Annotated in this window: 14 protein-coding genes; 13 read left to right on the forward strand and 1 reads right to left on the reverse strand. The window is 45.3% G+C overall.

Translation table 11 applies throughout. The features are described 5' to 3' along the window. Positions 1-148: 148 nt before the first annotated feature. The 13 genes from lspA (at position 149) to HBHAL_RS21845 (ending at position 13,707) form a co-directional block, all read left to right on the forward strand. Positions 149-622 carry a signal peptidase II gene (gene lspA / locus HBHAL_RS09280; protein ID WP_014643133.1) on the forward strand — a complete coding sequence of 158 codons (474 nt, stop codon included), beginning with the start codon at positions 149-151 and terminating at the stop codon, positions 620-622. After that, entirely contained in the window at positions 619-1,527 is a 909-nt protein-coding gene (locus tag HBHAL_RS09285) for an RluA family pseudouridine synthase (RefSeq protein ID WP_014643134.1), read from the forward strand. Before lspA ends, HBHAL_RS09285 begins: the two co-directional genes overlap by 4 nt. A 164-nt stretch (positions 1,528-1,691) precedes the next feature. After that, the gene (gene pyrR / locus HBHAL_RS09290) at positions 1,692-2,234 is read left to right on the forward strand and encodes a bifunctional pyr operon transcriptional regulator/uracil phosphoribosyltransferase PyrR (protein ID WP_014643135.1); all 543 of its coding nucleotides are present in this window, start codon (positions 1,692-1,694) and stop codon (positions 2,232-2,234) included. 168 nt (positions 2,235-2,402) lie between these two features. Continuing rightward, the gene (locus tag HBHAL_RS09295; RefSeq protein WP_014643136.1) at positions 2,403-3,794 is read left to right on the forward strand and encodes a uracil-xanthine permease family protein; all 1,392 of its coding nucleotides are present in this window, start codon (positions 2,403-2,405) and stop codon (positions 3,792-3,794) included. Between the two features lie 145 nt (positions 3,795-3,939). Then, the gene (locus HBHAL_RS09300) at positions 3,940-4,818 is read left to right on the forward strand and encodes an aspartate carbamoyltransferase catalytic subunit (RefSeq protein WP_014643137.1); all 879 of its coding nucleotides are present in this window, start codon (positions 3,940-3,942) and stop codon (positions 4,816-4,818) included. After that, positions 4,819-6,114: a dihydroorotase gene (locus HBHAL_RS09305; RefSeq protein ID WP_014643138.1), complete on the forward strand. Its 1,296-nt coding sequence runs from the start codon at positions 4,819-4,821 to the stop codon at positions 6,112-6,114. It begins immediately after the preceding gene. Then, positions 6,092-7,204, forward strand: a complete 1,113-nt coding sequence (locus HBHAL_RS09310) for a carbamoyl phosphate synthase small subunit (RefSeq protein ID WP_014643139.1) — start codon at positions 6,092-6,094, stop codon at positions 7,202-7,204. Before HBHAL_RS09305 ends, HBHAL_RS09310 begins: the two co-directional genes overlap by 23 nt. Next, entirely contained in the window at positions 7,183-10,386 is a 3,204-nt protein-coding gene (gene carB / locus HBHAL_RS09315; RefSeq protein ID WP_014643140.1) for a carbamoyl-phosphate synthase large subunit, read from the forward strand. The genes HBHAL_RS09310 and carB overlap by 22 nt, the downstream gene beginning before the upstream one ends. Beyond that, entirely contained in the window at positions 10,383-11,144 is a 762-nt protein-coding gene (locus tag HBHAL_RS09320) for a dihydroorotate dehydrogenase electron transfer subunit (protein WP_014643141.1), read from the forward strand. Before carB ends, HBHAL_RS09320 begins: the two co-directional genes overlap by 4 nt. After that, positions 11,144-12,076 (forward strand): dihydroorotate dehydrogenase, encoded by a 933-nt coding sequence (locus tag HBHAL_RS09325; RefSeq protein WP_014643142.1) that lies wholly within the window; start codon positions 11,144-11,146, stop codon positions 12,074-12,076. The genes HBHAL_RS09320 and HBHAL_RS09325 overlap by 1 nt, the downstream gene beginning before the upstream one ends. Beyond that, positions 12,042-12,752 carry an orotidine-5'-phosphate decarboxylase gene (gene pyrF, locus HBHAL_RS09330; protein WP_014643143.1) on the forward strand — a complete coding sequence of 237 codons (711 nt, stop codon included), beginning with the start codon at positions 12,042-12,044 and terminating at the stop codon, positions 12,750-12,752. The genes HBHAL_RS09325 and pyrF overlap by 35 nt, the downstream gene beginning before the upstream one ends. After that, the gene (gene pyrE, locus HBHAL_RS09335) at positions 12,745-13,371 is read left to right on the forward strand and encodes an orotate phosphoribosyltransferase (protein WP_014643144.1); all 627 of its coding nucleotides are present in this window, start codon (positions 12,745-12,747) and stop codon (positions 13,369-13,371) included. The genes pyrF and pyrE overlap by 8 nt, the downstream gene beginning before the upstream one ends. Positions 13,372-13,539: 168 nt before the next feature. Further along, positions 13,540-13,707 carry a hypothetical protein gene (locus HBHAL_RS21845; protein WP_223254276.1) on the forward strand — a complete coding sequence of 56 codons (168 nt, stop codon included), beginning with the start codon at positions 13,540-13,542 and terminating at the stop codon, positions 13,705-13,707. Positions 13,708-13,802: 95 nt separating this feature from the next. On the opposite strand, the gene HBHAL_RS09345 is transcribed toward HBHAL_RS21845, so the two are convergent. Next, positions 13,803-15,539: an Rqc2 family fibronectin-binding protein gene (locus HBHAL_RS09345; protein WP_014643146.1), complete on the reverse strand. Its 1,737-nt coding sequence runs from the start codon at positions 15,537-15,539 to the stop codon at positions 13,803-13,805. Positions 15,540-15,576: the final 37 nt, after the last annotated feature.

Consider the following 15,576-nt stretch of genomic DNA (forward strand, 5'->3'; position numbering starts at 1 on the left):
CGGCATTTCAACTTCCAGGTGCGGGAGGAATGGCACGGTAAAGCGGACCAATGAAGTGAAAGCTGCTAATTTTCTTTTTCTGTTGGTAAATGCTGCCCGCTCAATTTATGGTACAATAGCGAAGGAATATACTTGATGGAGGCAGCCTATGTACGTGTATTATATAATAGCTTTGGCTATTATCATTCTTGACCAGTGGACCAAATGGCTTGTGGTATCTAATATGCAGATTGGGGAAAGCATTCCGGTTATAGAGAATTTTTTCTACCTGACTTCCCATCGTAACCAGGGAGCTGCCTGGGGAATACTGCAGGGACAAATGTGGTTCTTTTATATTATTACCATTATCGTGATTGGAGTCGTCATTTATTACATGCAGCAATTCGCAAAGGAAAGCAGACTAGCGGGAGTGTCCTTATCTTTAATTCTTGGCGGGGCAATCGGTAACTTTATTGATCGTGTGTTCCGTAAAGAAGTGGTAGATTTTGCTGACACGTTAATTTTCACGTACGACTTTCCTATTTTCAATGTTGCGGATTCTGCTTTAGTCATTGGAGTTATATTAGTCATGCTCGCTACATTGCTGGATGAGCGAAAGAAGAAAGGAAGTTTGGAACAGTGAGTGAACAATACGAAGTAAGGCCGGATGACGAGTTTAAAAGGATCGATAAGCTTTTGACAGAAGTCATAACCGATGCCTCGCGTTCTCAAATTCAAGGCTGGCTGAAAGATAAGCTGGTTGAAGTAGATGGAGAAGCGGTTAAAAGTAATTATAAAGTGCAGCATGGGGAAACCATTACGTGGAGCATCCCTGAACCAGAACCTTTGGAAGCTGCCCCTGAAAATATCGACATTGATATTGTATATGAAGATGATGACGTAGTGGTCGTGAATAAAGCCGCAGGAATGGTGGTTCATCCTTCTGCCGGACATTCAGGCGGAACTCTCGTAAATGCTTTATTGTATCATTGTAAGGGACTTTCAGGAATTAATGGAGTAGAACGCCCTGGCATTGTCCATCGCATTGATAAAGACACAAGCGGCCTTTTAGTTGTAGCTAAAAACGATAAGGCTCACCAATCTTTAGCTGAGCAGTTGTCGAATAAATCAGTCGAGCGAAAATATGAAGCGATCGTTCACGGTCTGATCTCTCATGAATATGGAACGATTGATGCTCCGATTGGACGTGACACGAAAGACCGTCAGCGAATGGCGGTTGTAGAAAATGGACGCGAGGCGGTTACTCACTTCAGAGTGCTTGATCATTTTGAAGACTTTACGCTGGTTGAGTGTACGCTCGAAACAGGACGTACCCACCAGATCCGTGTTCATATGAAGTATATTAGTCATCCGCTTGCCGGTGATCCAAAGTACGGGCCGCGGAAAACATGGGGACTGAAGGGTCAGGCCCTGCATGCCAAATCTCTTGGATTCGAACATCCCCGTACAGGAGAATGGTTGAAATTTGAGGCCGATCCTCCAGAAGATTTTACGGATATGATTACGTTTCTGAAGAACCGCCGTTGACAAACCGGACAAGCCATGACATAATCATGGATAGAATAAAAAAGTCCTTTAAGAGCAGTCCCGTGAGGCTGAAAAGGTGACGGATTATACACGGCATTCGTGTGTACACAAACCCCTTTTCTGCCTTTCCGCGGAAAAGGGGTTTTTTGCATGGGGGAATGAATATGAAATCTAAAACAACCGTTCTGGATGATGCAGCTATTCGCCGCGCGCTGACACGGATATCTCATGAAATTATTGAAAAGAACAAAGGAGTAGAGGATCTTGTTCTTGTGGGAATTAAAACGAGAGGGGTCCCGATTGCTCAGCGCTTGAAAAATAAAATTCAGGAAATCGAAGGCAAAGACCTGCCGGGCGGTGAGCTGGACATTACGCTCTACCGTGACGATTTGACTCCGAAGAAGGACCAGGCAGAGCCTGAATTGAAAGCAGCTCATATTAAAGCTAATATCGATGGTAAGAAAGTCATTCTCGTAGATGATGTTCTTTATACGGGTCGTACGGTGCGTGCCGCAATGGACGCTCTCATTGACCTTGGACGTCCTTCTCAAGTACAGTTGGCTGTACTTGTCGACAGAGGACACCGGGAACTTCCGATTCGTGCAGATTTTGTAGGAAAGAATGTGCCTACCTCTCAAGATGAAGTGGTAACCGTCACCCTTTCGGAGACAGACGAAGCGGATCAAGTGACCATATTTGAAAAATAAAATCATACCAATCACTACCTTTAAGGAAGTCCCGTGAGGCTTAAAAGGTCGTAATGATATACGTGTTCCAATAACACGTCTACCTCTTTGCGCACTTTTAAGCAAGGAGGTTTTTTTATGACTAAAATTCCTCACAGCCTGAATGTAAATAAAAAGGAGGAAATCAACATGAACCAACAAAAAGCCGCTCTTAATATCAATGAAGTTCCTAAAATGCACCAATGGTTAACGTTAAGCTTACAGCATTTATTTGCGATGTTCGGCGCCACGATACTTGTTCCATTCTTAACCGGACTGCCGCCGTCAGTTGCCTTAGTATCCAGCGGATTTGGCACACTAGCTTACTTATTAATTACACGAGGAAGAATACCAGCTTATCTCGGATCCAGTTTTGCTTTTATTGCTCCTATTATTCAAGTATCCGAGAACCACGGCATAGCCGGAGCCATGATCGGAAGCTTTCTGACCGGACTTGTGTACGGACTCGTCGCCCTCTTCATCACCTTGTTTGGAACGAAATGGCTGACGAAACTGTTACCGCCGATCGTTGTAGGTCCCGTCATTATGGTGATTGGACTGGGACTTGCTTCTACCGCTATTGATATGGCCATGTACCTCCCAGGCCAGGAAGGAAATGTTTACAGCGGCACTCATTTTATGGTAGCTCTGGTCACCCTGGCCATAACCATCATCGCCTCTATATTCTTTCGGGGATTTTTCTCCCTGCTTCCGATTTTATTTGGAATCGTAGGCGGGTATCTATTTGCACTCTCTCAAGGGATCGTAGACACTAGTGGTCTGAAAAGTGAGTGGACAGCTCTTACATCAGCAGAATCTTTTGGAGGAGTTATAGGAGCCATTTTTGAAATGCCCGATTTTGTTGTACCCTTTGTTGATTTCTCGCCGCTTTCAGTGTTCAGCTGGGAGATTGTCTTTCTCATGGTTCCCTTTGCGCTTGTAACGATAGCCGAGCATACAGGTGACCAAATGGTCCTATCAAAAGTAGTGGGCAGGAACTTTCTAAGAAATCCAGGATTAAACCGCTCGATTTTAGGAGACGGAGTAGCAACTGTGATTGCCTCCTGCCTGGGCGGACCGCCAAACACGACTTACGGTGAAAACATTGGCGTGCTAGCCATTACTCGAGTGTACAGTGTATTCGTTATTGGAGGGGCCGCAGTAATTGCCATTTTATTCGGCTTCCTGGGGATGATTACAGCATTGATCAGCTCTATTCCATCTGCTGTGATGGGCGGAGTTTCCATCCTCCTGTTCGGAATCATTGCCTCAAGCGGCCTGAGAATGTTGATTGATAATCAGATTGACTTGGGTGAAAAACGAAATCTGGTCATCTCTTCGGTTATTCTAGTCATCGGAATCGGAGGAGCCTTTATTCAGTTCACAGATAATTTTCAAATCGAAGGTATGGCTCTGGCAGCCATTATCGGTGTGCTTCTTAATCAAATCCTTCCTGGTAAAGAAAAAGGGGAAGGAAACGGAAGCATGTTTGAAGAACCGAGCGAAGAAGAAATGGAAGAAGAAAATAAAAGAGCGGTATAGTTTAACCAACGCACACGTTTTAACCAAGTCCAGTGAGGCTTAGAAGGGTGTAACGGGTTGAGCTCGTTTGTCATGCGAGTTCAGCACCCCCATACACTCGGGGGTGCTTTTTTTATAAAATTTTTTACGATGGGAGAGAAGAAACATGAAGCATCTACTTTCCATGAAACAGTTAACAAACGATAAAATTCATCATCTATTCAAGATCGCAAAGGATTTGGAAAATGGAGATCTCTCCTGGCAGGCTGAAGGGAAATTCGCTGCTAACCTGTTTTTAGAACCAAGCACAAGAACAAAGAGCAGTTTTCACATAGCAGAGCGAAAGCTTGGACTGGATGTTCTGCATCTCGATGGAATGGATTCTAGTCTTACGAAGGGAGAAAGTTTACATGATACTTTGAAAACTCTGGAAGCGATCGGAGCGGATGTAGCAGTCGTGCGACAATCTGAAGTCGGAATCCTGGACAGCTGCGCAGAGAACTTAAACCTTTCTCTTATTAATGCAGGCGATGGATGTGGCGAACATCCGACTCAATCTCTGCTCGATTTATATACCATACAAGAACAATTTGAAGAGTTTGAAGGTCTCCACGTAGCCATCGCAGGCGACCTTAAGCACAGCCGAGTGGCACGCTCCAACGCTCATGCGCTCCAACAGCTTGGTGCCAGGGTGTCATTTGTGACAAAACCAGAGTGGAAAGATTCAACTTTCTCCCATCGCTACATAACGATGGATGAAGCGGTCGAACAATGTGATGTTCTCATGCTGCTCCGAATTCAACATGAACGACACGAACAAAAGACATCTGCCTCATCCTATTTGAAAGACCATGGCTTAACGAAAGAAAGAGAATCTAGAATGAAAGATGATGCGATTATTCTTCATCCTGCCCCGGTGAACCGGGGAGTAGAAATAGATGCCGAGCTTGTCGAATCAGAAAAATCACGGATTTTCAGACAGATGACCAATGGTGTGACGATTCGAATGGCTATCATTCAAGCCTTATTGAAAGGGGAGCTGTAAATGCAGATAAAAATTGTAAATGGTAAAAGGCGAATTAACGGAGGATGGGAAGCTTGTGAGGTACTCATTAACGAGGGTCTCATTCAAAAAATTAGTTCCTCTATCGAAGAGAAAGCAGACAAAGTGATTGATGCTCAAGGTCAGCTTGTATCTGCTGGTCTGGTTGACGTTCACGTCCACCTGAGAGAACCGGGCGGGGAAGCGAAAGAAACGATTGAAACCGGGACAAAAGCGGCGGCAAAAGGCGGTTTCACTACCGTCTGCGCGATGCCAAATACAAGACCAGTGCCTGATACAAAGGAAAATCTTAATGCCTTGTGGGATAAAATTAATCAAGATGCTCATGTCCGCGTACTTCCCTACGCATCGATTACAACGAGACAGCTTGGTGAAGAGCTCGTCAATATGGAAGCTTTAAGTGAGAATGGAGCTTTTGCATTTACAGATGATGGAGTTGGGGTTCAGACAGCCGGAAAAATGTATGAGGCAATGCTTGAAGCGAGCCGTGTGAACAAGGCTGTCGTGGCTCACTGTGAGGATAATTCGGTCGTTTACGGAGGAGTGGCCCATAAGGGAGAGGTAAGCGAACGTTTAAATCTCCCGGGAATTCCAAACATTGCCGAATCCATTCAAATAGCGAGAGATGTGCTTCTCGCTGAAGCTGCTGACTGTCACTATCATGTGTGTCATGTGTCCACTAAGGAATCTGTCCGCGTCATCCGAGATGCCAAAAGGGCGGGTATCCGGGTAACGGCAGAGGTTACACCTCACCATTTGATTTTGAATGAACATTCGATTCTTGAAGATGACGCCATGTTTAAAATGAATCCTCCACTTAGATCGGTTGAGGATCGGCAGGCTCTTCTTGAAGGCCTACGGGACGGGACGATCGACTTTATCGCTACCGACCATGCCCCTCATACGGAAGAGGACAAAACGCAAGGTTTCTTGAACTCTCCTTTTGGCATCACTGGATTCGAAACGGCGTTTCCTCTCCTTTATACAGAATTAGTCGAAAAAGAAGTGATTACACTGGAACAGCTTCTTTATTGGATGACCCAAGCTCCGGCTGACGTGTTCGGTTTGCCTTACGGGCGCCTGGAAGAAGGGGCCCCTGCGGATATTACCCTCATTGACATAGAAGCAAGCAGGGTAATTGACCGTCACCAATTTATCTCAAAGGGCAAAAACAGTCCGTTTCATAACTGGACAGCTAAAGGTTTTCCAGTATTAACATTATCAAATGGAGAAATCGTTTGGGAGGAGGCACAAAATGAAAAAGCAGCTCGTACTTGAAGATGGCACCATTTTTGTCGGAGAAGGGTTTGGAAGTGAAAAGGAAACGATAGGGGAAATCGTATTTAATACTGGAATGACCGGCTATCAGGAGGTAATCTCAGATCCTTCCTACTGTGGGCAGCTCGTCACTTTCACCTATCCCTTAATCGGAAACTACGGAGTTAATCGTGATGATTTTGAGACGGTGAACCCATCCTTACTCGGTGTGGTAGTGAAGGAGCATTGTGAGCAACCGTCGAACTTCCGTAGCGAAGAGACACTGGATGAATTTTTAAAAGCGAAAGAAATTCCTGGCATCAGCGGTATTGATACAAGGAAGCTTACCAAGATTATTAGAAAACATGGAACGATGAAGGCGATGCTGACTTCAAGCGAACGTCCTGTAAGTGAAGTGTTGCAAATCTTAGGTGAGACTAAGCTTGCTACGGATCAGGTTAAACAAGTGTCGACGGTTAAGCCATATGTCGTTCCAGGGCGCGGTTATCGGATTGTTCTGATTGATTACGGCATGAAACACGGGATATTAAGAGAATTTACAAAGCGAAACTGTCACGTGACAGTTGTTCCATATAACACCTCCGCGGAAGAAATCGAGCGTCTTAAGCCTGACGGCGTGATGTTGTCGAACGGACCAGGAGATCCAAAGAACGTGCCAGAAGCGATTGAGACCGTTGGAAAATTAATTGGATCTGTGCCGATCTTTGGGATTTGTCTGGGCCACCAGCTGATTGCTCTTGCTTCAGGAGGCGACACTACGAAAATGAAATTTGGTCATCGAGGTTCAAACCAGCCAGTGAAGGATTTTGAATCCGGAAGGACATATATTACCTCACAAAACCACGGTTACACGGTCGATAAAGATTCGCTTACCGATACGAATCTCGTGTTGACACAGGTGTCACTGAACGATGAGACCGTAGAAGGACTGCAGCATAAGCAATTCCCGGTATTTACTGCCCAGTACCATCCGGAAAGCTCACCAGGTCCGGAAGATACATCTCATTTATTTGATGAGTTTCTGCGCCAAGTAAAAGAAAACCTAGCCAAAGAAAAGGGGGACTCAGCATGCCAAAACGTAGAGATATAAGAAGAATCATGGTGATCGGGTCCGGTCCCATCGTTATCGGACAGGCGGCAGAATTTGATTACTCAGGCACGCAGGCCTGCCAATCTCTGAAAGAAGAAGGTTTCGAAGTTATTCTTGCCAATTCCAATCCGGCGACAATCATGACAGATCATACCTTTGCCGATCAAGTGTATATGGAACCTCTGACAGTCGAATTTTTGCAAAAAATTATTCGTAAAGAAAAACCTGATGCCATTCTGCCTACCCTTGGCGGTCAGACAGGTTTGAATATGGCCGTTGGCTTAAGTGAATCCGGTATTCTTGAACAATATGGAGTCGAACTGTTAGGGACACCGCTTGAAGCCATTGAAAAAGCGGAGGACCGTGAGAAGTTCCGTTCTCTTATGCATCAGATGAACGAACCTGTACCGGAAAGTGAAATTGTAAGCTCTGTAGATCAAGCGCTCAACTTTGCCGAGGATATTGGATATCCCGTTATCGTCCGCCCCGCTTATACAATGGGCGGTGCAGGAGGAGGTATGTGCGATAATGAAGCCCAGCTAAGAGAAACCGCACGGAACGGTCTCGCCTTGTCGCCGGTAAAGCAGTGTTTAATAGAAAAGAACATTGCCGGATTTAAGGAAGTAGAGTATGAAGTGATGCGCGATAAAAGCGATCACGCGATTGTCGTATGCAACATGGAGAACTTTGATCCGGTAGGCATTCATACAGGAGACTCTATTGTAGTAGCACCTTCCCAGACACTAAGTGATCGAGAATACCAAATGCTTAGAAATGCGTCCCTGGATATCATACGCGCGCTTGAAATCGAAGGCGGATGCAACGTTCAGCTTGCTTTAGATCCTCACAGCTTTCAATATTATGTGATTGAAGTGAATCCTAGAGTCAGTCGTTCTTCTGCGCTTGCTTCAAAGGCTACTGGGTATCCAATTGCCAAACTTGCGGCTAAGATTGCGGTAGGCATGACGCTTGATGAAATCCAAAATCCTATTACGGGCACCACTTATGCCTGCTTTGAACCAGCACTCGACTACGTGGTTACGAAAATCCCACGCTGGCCTTTTGACAAATTTGCTAAAGGAAACCGAAAGCTTGGGACTCAAATGAAAGCGACTGGTGAAGTCATGTCAATTGGACGAACACTGGAAGAATCCTTATTAAAAGGTGTCCGCTCCCTGGAGGGTGAGACAGAAGAACTATACATGAGCTCGATTGCAGATCTTTCAAAAGAGCAAATGTTTACTCGTATGAAGTCCGCAGATGATGAAAGGATCTTCATCTTAGCGGAAGCTTTAAGAAGAAAACATACGATTCAGGAACTGCACGAACAAACAGGAATCGATTACTTCTTTTTAAACAAGCTTCAGAACATTATCCATTTAGAAGAAGAACTCAAGCAGCATGGCCTGCAGGAAGATTTACTCCTTAAAGTCAAACAGGCAGGATTCGCGGATCGTCAAATTGCCCGTCTTGCAGAATGTTCGATCGATGATGTAATGAACTATCGTAAAGAGCGAAGCATTCTGCCGGTTTACAAAATGGTGGATACATGTGCCGGTGAATTCGCATCAGAAACGCCTTATTTTTACAGCAGCTATGAAGACGAGAATGAATCACTGCCTTCCAATAACAAAAAAGTACTCGTAATTGGTTCTGGACCGATTCGAATCGGCCAGGGGGTAGAGTTCGACTACGCTACGGTTCACTCGGTACTTGCTCTTAAAGAAATGGGTTATGAAGCGATTATAATGAATAATAATCCGGAAACGGTTTCCACAGACTTCAGCGTATCGGACAAGCTGTATTTCGAACCGCTTACGCTTGAGGATGTTATGAACGTCATCGACCTGGAAGAGCCGGAAGGCGTGATCATCCAGTTCGGCGGACAGACGGCCATTAATCTTGTCGAAGGGTTAAGCCGCCAGGGAGTTCAAATATTAGGAACCACGATGGATGCTATCAATCAGACAGAAGATCGTGACTTATTCGAACAGCTGCTGAACAAGCTTGAGATCGCTAAGCCTGGCGGGGAGAGCGTAACAAGTGAAGAGGAAGCCCTTCAGGCAGCCGCTCACATTGGTTATCCACTCGTCGTAAGGCCTTCCTATGTACTCGGCGGCCGCGCAATGGCGATTGTCTATTCCGAAGAAGAGTTGAAGACCTACTTGGAAACGAATGTAACGGTCCACAATGGCCACCCGATCTTAATAGATAAATATATGACCGGGATGGAGATTGAAGTGGACGCCATCACAGACGGTAATGATGTATTTATTCCAGGAATTATGGAACACATTGAACGAGCTGGTGTTCACTCCGGTGACTCCATGGGTGTGTATCCGACCCAGCGTCTGGCGCAGGCTCTTGAAGATCAGTGCATTGAGGCAACAACTAAAATCGCCAGAGAGTTAAACATGAAGGGGCTAATCAACATTCAGTTTGTGGTGTTTGAGGATACAGCTTACGTTCTTGAAGTGAACCCTAGAGCCAGTCGTACCGTTCCGTTCCTCAGTAAGATTACCGGCGTACCTATGGCTAAACTGGCAACTCAAGTTATTCTAGGTGAAAAGTTGCCTGAGTTAGGCTTTCCTTCAGGGGTAGCTCCCAAGCCAGATGGTGTATACGTGAAAGTGCCGGTCTTCTCCTTTGAGAAATTAAGAAGCGTTGATACGACGCTTGGACCTGAGATGAAATCCACAGGTGAAGTAATTGGATATGACCAGACGCTTGAAAAAGCTTTATTTAAAGGAATGATCTCCGCAGGGCTTAAAATACCAACCCAGGGGTCCGTCTTACTAACCGTAGCTGATAAAGATAAATCAGAAATGCTGGAAATCGCACAGACTTTTTATGAATTAGGCTTTCAGCTGTTTGCAACCGAAGGAACGGCTGCCGTTATTGAAGAAGCTTCCATTCCTGTAGAAGCGGTCGGAAAAGTAGGATCTGATCAGAGGGATGTGATTGATCTAATCCAGAACGGAGATGTCCAGTTCGTCGTTAACACACTGAATACAGGATCAAGAGCTAGATCTGACGGATTCCGCATCCGCAGGGAAGCAGTCGAACACGGCATTGCCTGTCTGACCAGTCTGGATACAGCAAAAGCGATCGTGGATGTCATTAACGTCATGACCTTTACAGCCCGCGCCATTCCGCCAATGGAAGCGGTGAGAAGTTCATGAGAAGAGAATGGATGGAAATCGTTGAGCACAGTGCCGTAGCGAAAGATACCTATCGAATGGTCCTGAAAGGTCAGATTGCGGAAGAAGTCAAAGATCCAGGTCAATTTGTGCATATCCAGGTTAGTGATCGTTTCTTTCTTAGACGTCCTGTTTCCATTGCAGATGTACACCCAGACAAAAGCGAGATTACCTTGCTTTTTAAAGTATTAGGAGATGGAACGCAGGCTCTTACTGAGAAACAGACAGGAGATAAACTTGATGTTCTTGGACCAGGCGGTCAGGGCTTTCCGATTGAAGAAGATGTGCGCGAAGCCTTAATAGTAGGTGGGGGGATCGGGGTCCCTCCCCTTTACTACCTGGCAAAGCAGCTCGTCGAACAAGGTATAAAAGTTACGACAGTGCTTGGTTTCAGGAGTAAGGAAGAGGCGTTTTTAGTCGAGGAATTCAAGGAACTTGGCTCTGTATATGTGACGACGGATGATGGCAGTCTGGGAGAACAGGGACTTGTAACCGACCGAACCGGGGAACTGCGCGGGAGCTTTGATACGTATTTTTCATGCGGTCCAACGGTCATGTTGAAAGCCATAGCGAATCAGCTGGATGACGTGCGCGGTTATCTATCGATGGAAGAAAGAATGGGCTGCGGTATTGGAGCCTGTTTTGCCTGCGTCGTTCATACACCGGAAGACGATGAAAAAGGGTACCGCCGCGTCTGCTGTGATGGACCAGTCTTTAAAGCGAAGGAGGTTGTGTTGTAATGGACATTTCAGTTTCCCTGCCTGGACTAGACTTGAAGAATCCTATTATGCCAGCCTCTGGTTGTTTTGGATTTGGGAAAGAGTTTGCTCAGTTTTATGATCTTTCCGAGTTAGGGGCGGTTATTTTAAAAGCTGCCACTGGCGAGAAGCGGTACGGAAACGAGGCACCGCGAGTAGCTGAAACATCCAGTGGAATGTTGAACGCGATCGGACTTCAGAACCCAGGCGTAGAGAAAATTGTGAAGGAAGAAATTCCTTTTCTAAAAACTTACGATACTCCTTTGATTGCCAATGTTTCCGGGAGCACGATGGAAGAGTATGAACATGTAGCAGCAACCATTTGTAAGGAAGTTGATGCACTGGAGCTAAATATCTCCTGTCCGAACGTAAAAGAAGGCGGTGTGCAGTTTGGCACCGATCCAAGACTTGCCGAAGAAGTAACATCCAGGGTCAAATCGGTAAGTACGGTCCCGGTCTATGTAAAACTCTCACCAAATGTGACAGACATCGTTGCTCTCGCTAAAGCGGCAGCAGCTGGTGGAGCGGATGGGCTATCGATGATCAATACATTAACAGGCATGAGAATTGATCCGGCAACGAGAAAGCCGATTATTTCCAACCAGACAGGAGGGCTGTCTGGACCAGCCGTCAAACCGGTGGCCATCCGGATGATCCACCAGGTCTATCAAGCCGTGAACCTGCCGATTATTGGCATGGGCGGAATTGAAACGACAGATGATATTATCGAATATTTGCTGGCAGGTGCGAGCGCTGTTGCGGTAGGAAGCGCGAATTTCAAGAATCCTCTCATATGTAAAGAACTGATCGAACAATTACCTGAAGCCCTTGAGAGATATGGTTTTTCATCTATAGAGGAAGTGATTGGAGGGGCACATTATGAAACAGCTGCGTCCGGTTTATTTCGCGCTTGATTTTGAAAAAGGAGAAGAGGCTCTTCATTTTTTGCAATCGTATCAACTGGGAGGCATCCCGGTGAAGGTCGGAATGGAGCTTTTCTACAGAGAAGGCCCGCAAATTATCCAGCAGTTAAAAGAAAATCATCATCCTGTATTTCTGGATTTGAAGCTTCACGATATTCCAAAAACCGTGCAAAGAGCGATGGCAAACCTGGCCCGCCTCGGAGTAGATGTGGTTAACGTTCACGCCCAGGGAGGGTCTGATATGATCCAGGCTGCGCGCGAAGGACTTGAACAGGTAGATGAGTCACAACGCCCATTACTGCTCGCGGTGACCATTCTCACATCATCTGATGCTGGAATGATCCAAAACGAGTTGCTTCTCAGCCGATCATTAGAGAGTATGGTGGTTCATTACGCAGAGATGGCTGAACAAAATGGAGCGGATGGTGTCGTATGTTCAGTTAAAGAATCACGTCTAATAAAAGAAGCTGCAGGAAAAGAATTTTACACGCTTACTCCTGGCATTCGTCTGCCTTCAGGGGAGATGCATGACCAAAAGCGAGTGGCAACACCTGAAGAAGCTAAGAAGGAACAGAGCAATTCAATTGTGGTTGGCCGTGCAATCAGGGACGCCAAAGACCCTCGGCACGCCTATGAAACCGTGAAGGAGGCATTTACCAATGGATGATCAGCTGATACAGGATTTATTAAAAATTGAAGCCGTTAAAATCGAAGTCGATGACATGTTCACTTGGACGTCAGGGCTTCGTTCACCTATCTATTGCGATAATCGCATGACGATGTCATATCCAGAGATTCGGCGCCGTGTGGCTGATGGTTTTGTAGAGTTAATTAAAGAGCTTGAGCTGGATGTCGATGTGATTGCTGGATGTGCAACTGCTGGTATCCCTCATGCAGCCTGGGTAGCTGAGCGACTGGATCTGCCGATGGTGTACGTTCGCTCGTCACCAAAGAAACATGGGAAAGAGAATCAAATTGAAGGGCACATTGAAAAGGGGCAGCGCGCCGTGGTAATCGAAGATTTGATTTCTACAGGTAAGTCCTCCATTGAGTCTGCCCAAGCATTACGGATGGCTGGAGTCGAAGTAGAAAAGGTGCTGTCTATCTTTACCTACAATTTAGAAAGAGCAAATGAAGCCTTTCTGGAAAGTGAGTTGTCTTACCAATCGCTGGCGAGCTTTGACCAGTTGTTGCTTCAATTAATTCAGCAAGGTCAATTGAAAGAGAAAGAAGTCCAGTTACTGAATGAGTGGAAAAAAGATCCCGCTGTCTTTACGCAAAATTAACATAGCGTCAGTTGCTATTTGGAGCGTCTCCTAGTAGGATGGAATCATCAGAAAGTAATGGTGATGATATTGAAATCAAGAAAGCATTCTTTTTTCATATTAATGAACGCGTCCCTTGGGTTACTCACGTGCTTTGTCTATTTATATACGTGGGTGGCTTTTTCTTTCATGGAATCCATGTTTTCCTGGCAGCCGCTGTTGAGCCTGGCAGGTTCGATTACGCTGTTTATTCTATGGAACATGTATATGCTGAAGAGAGAAAGAAACCGATACTGGGCGCAGGCTATTTTTTCTTATGTTGGTTCCATTGTTATTTTTGCCTATTTTTTAACGTGAAAGAACAGTTTTCTGGTGACTTTTAAGCAGCAAGGACCATAAAATAATGGAGGGTGCCCGAGTTCAACTCGGGCACCCTCCATTATTATTTGGACTTAATTTTCTTTGCTTTTCTCTTTTGCTGCCCGTCTCAGTTCTCTAACATATGAGAATTCGGGTGTAACGAAAAGCGTTTGTTGATGGTCATAGGTAACAAAGCCTGGTTTTGCGCCTGACGGCTTTTTCACATGCTTAATTTGAGTATAATCTACCGGAACAGAAGAAGACTGGCTTGATTTACTAAAGTTAGCTGCCAGTTGAGCTGCTTCAAGGAGAGTATCTTCACTTGGATCCTCATTTCGAATGACTACGTGAGAGCCTGGGATATCCTTCGCATGCAGCCATATATCGGATTTGTTAGCCATACGATTGGTTAAATATTCATTCTGCTTATTGTTTCTGCCGACATAAATCAGCGTACCGTCACTCGATAAAAAGCTTTCCGGTGCCGGCTTCTTAGGTTTGTTCTTTTTCTTACCGTGATAGGAAGGTTTCTTCTTCATATACCCTTGTTCTCTTAGTTCGTCCCTAATTTCTTCAATGTCCTGCTCACGGGCTGATTCTACTTGTTGAATTAACCGTTCGAAATACTGAATTTCCTCTTCTGCCTTTTTAACTTCCTGCTGAACAACCTGCTTAGATTTTTTCAGTTTCTGATACGTTTGGAAATAGTTTTGAGCATTTTCACTTGGTGACTTATTTGGATTCAGTTCAATAGTCAGCTCTGATTGATCAGGATCATAGTAGTCTACGACTGTAACTTCAGCGTCTCCGTTTTGCACTATATGCATGTGAGCGGTTAACAATTCGCCTAGACGCTGATACTCTTCCGCTGATTCTGAACGTTTTAACGTCTGCTCATGCTTTTTAATTTTCCGCTTATTTTTGTCCCGCTCATTCTTTAGGAAGCGATACAGGTCGCCTGCTTGCTGTTTTACTCGGTCTCTTTCTGCTTTCCCTGAATAATAGCCGTCCAGCATATCACTGACCGTGTCATAAGTTTCAACTTTTTCTGAAAAAGAGTGTAGGGGAAACACATAAAACTGTTCCCGTTCCGCTAAATGAACGCGAGGTTCGTAGTCATGGTTCAGGATACGCTCCCGAACATCACCATAAGCATCGGCGTAGGCTTTTCGTCCACCAAGTTTTGCCTGGTGGGCAATTTCTTTTGTGATCATCGGGGAAAAGCCCATTACGGTTCTAAGGATTTGCTGATCGATTTTCCCAGCGTTAAAATCGAGCTTTCTTAACAATGTATCAGGTTCTAGATCGATGGGGCTTATTTTCCCTTGCTCTGGCGGCAGTTTATAAGGCTGGCCAGGCATAATGGTCCGGTGCCGGTTCTGAGAAGGGGGAAGATGTTTAATGCTGTCGAGAATGTGTCCCTGCTCTTCGTCAACTAACAGGATGTTCGAATGTTTGCCCATGACTTCGATAATTAAAGTCTTAAGTGTTTCATCGCCTACTTCGTTGCGAGTCCGTACCTGAAATTTTACAATTCGTTCCATGCTGACCTGTTCAATGCTTTCAATAAATCCTCCGACCAGATGCTTACGAAGAAGCATACAAAGCATCGGCGGTTCTTTAGGGTTATTATAATCGTCCTTCGTTAAATGGAAGCGTGCATAGCTCGGATGAGCCGATAATAATAAGGAATGATTTTTACGCTGTGCACGAACCGTAAATACAAGTTCTGTATCTGTAGGCTGATAGATTTTCATAATTCGTCCGGACTGGATCGTTTCCTCCAGTTCATGGGTGATCGCCCGGGTTACAATTCCGTCAAAAGACATTGTCTTCACCTCTCTAATGTTGACAGTATAGCATGTT

This window comes from Halobacillus halophilus DSM 2266, from assembly GCF_000284515.1.
Taxonomy (GTDB): Bacteria; Bacillota; Bacilli; order Bacillales; family Halobacillaceae; genus Halobacillus; species Halobacillus halophilus.

Excerpts from the sequence above, each read along its gene's own strand:
- pyrE (WP_014643144.1), top strand. The coding sequence starts at position 12,745 with ATGGATGATCAGCTGATACAGGATTTATTAAAAATTGAAGCCGTTAAA.
- HBHAL_RS21845 (WP_223254276.1), top strand. The coding sequence starts at position 13,540 with ATGGAATCCATGTTTTCCTGGCAGCCGCTGTTGAGCCTGGCAGGTTCG.
- lspA (WP_014643133.1), top strand. The coding sequence starts at position 149 with ATGTACGTGTATTATATAATAGCTTTGGCTATTATCATTCTTGACCAG.
- HBHAL_RS09305 (WP_014643138.1), top strand. The coding sequence starts at position 4,819 with ATGCAGATAAAAATTGTAAATGGTAAAAGGCGAATTAACGGAGGATGG.
- HBHAL_RS09310 (WP_014643139.1), top strand. The coding sequence starts at position 6,092 with ATGAAAAAGCAGCTCGTACTTGAAGATGGCACCATTTTTGTCGGAGAA.
- HBHAL_RS09300 (WP_014643137.1), top strand. The coding sequence starts at position 3,940 with ATGAAGCATCTACTTTCCATGAAACAGTTAACAAACGATAAAATTCAT.
- carB (WP_014643140.1), top strand. The coding sequence starts at position 7,183 with ATGCCAAAACGTAGAGATATAAGAAGAATCATGGTGATCGGGTCCGGT.
- pyrR (WP_014643135.1), top strand. The coding sequence starts at position 1,692 with ATGAAATCTAAAACAACCGTTCTGGATGATGCAGCTATTCGCCGCGCG.
- pyrF (WP_014643143.1), top strand. The coding sequence starts at position 12,042 with ATGAAACAGCTGCGTCCGGTTTATTTCGCGCTTGATTTTGAAAAAGGA.
- HBHAL_RS09320 (WP_014643141.1), top strand. The coding sequence starts at position 10,383 with ATGAGAAGAGAATGGATGGAAATCGTTGAGCACAGTGCCGTAGCGAAA.
- HBHAL_RS09345 (WP_014643146.1), bottom strand. The coding sequence starts at position 15,539 with ATGTCTTTTGACGGAATTGTAACCCGGGCGATCACCCATGAACTGGAG.
- HBHAL_RS09295 (WP_014643136.1), top strand. The coding sequence starts at position 2,403 with ATGAACCAACAAAAAGCCGCTCTTAATATCAATGAAGTTCCTAAAATG.
- HBHAL_RS09325 (WP_014643142.1), top strand. The coding sequence starts at position 11,144 with ATGGACATTTCAGTTTCCCTGCCTGGACTAGACTTGAAGAATCCTATT.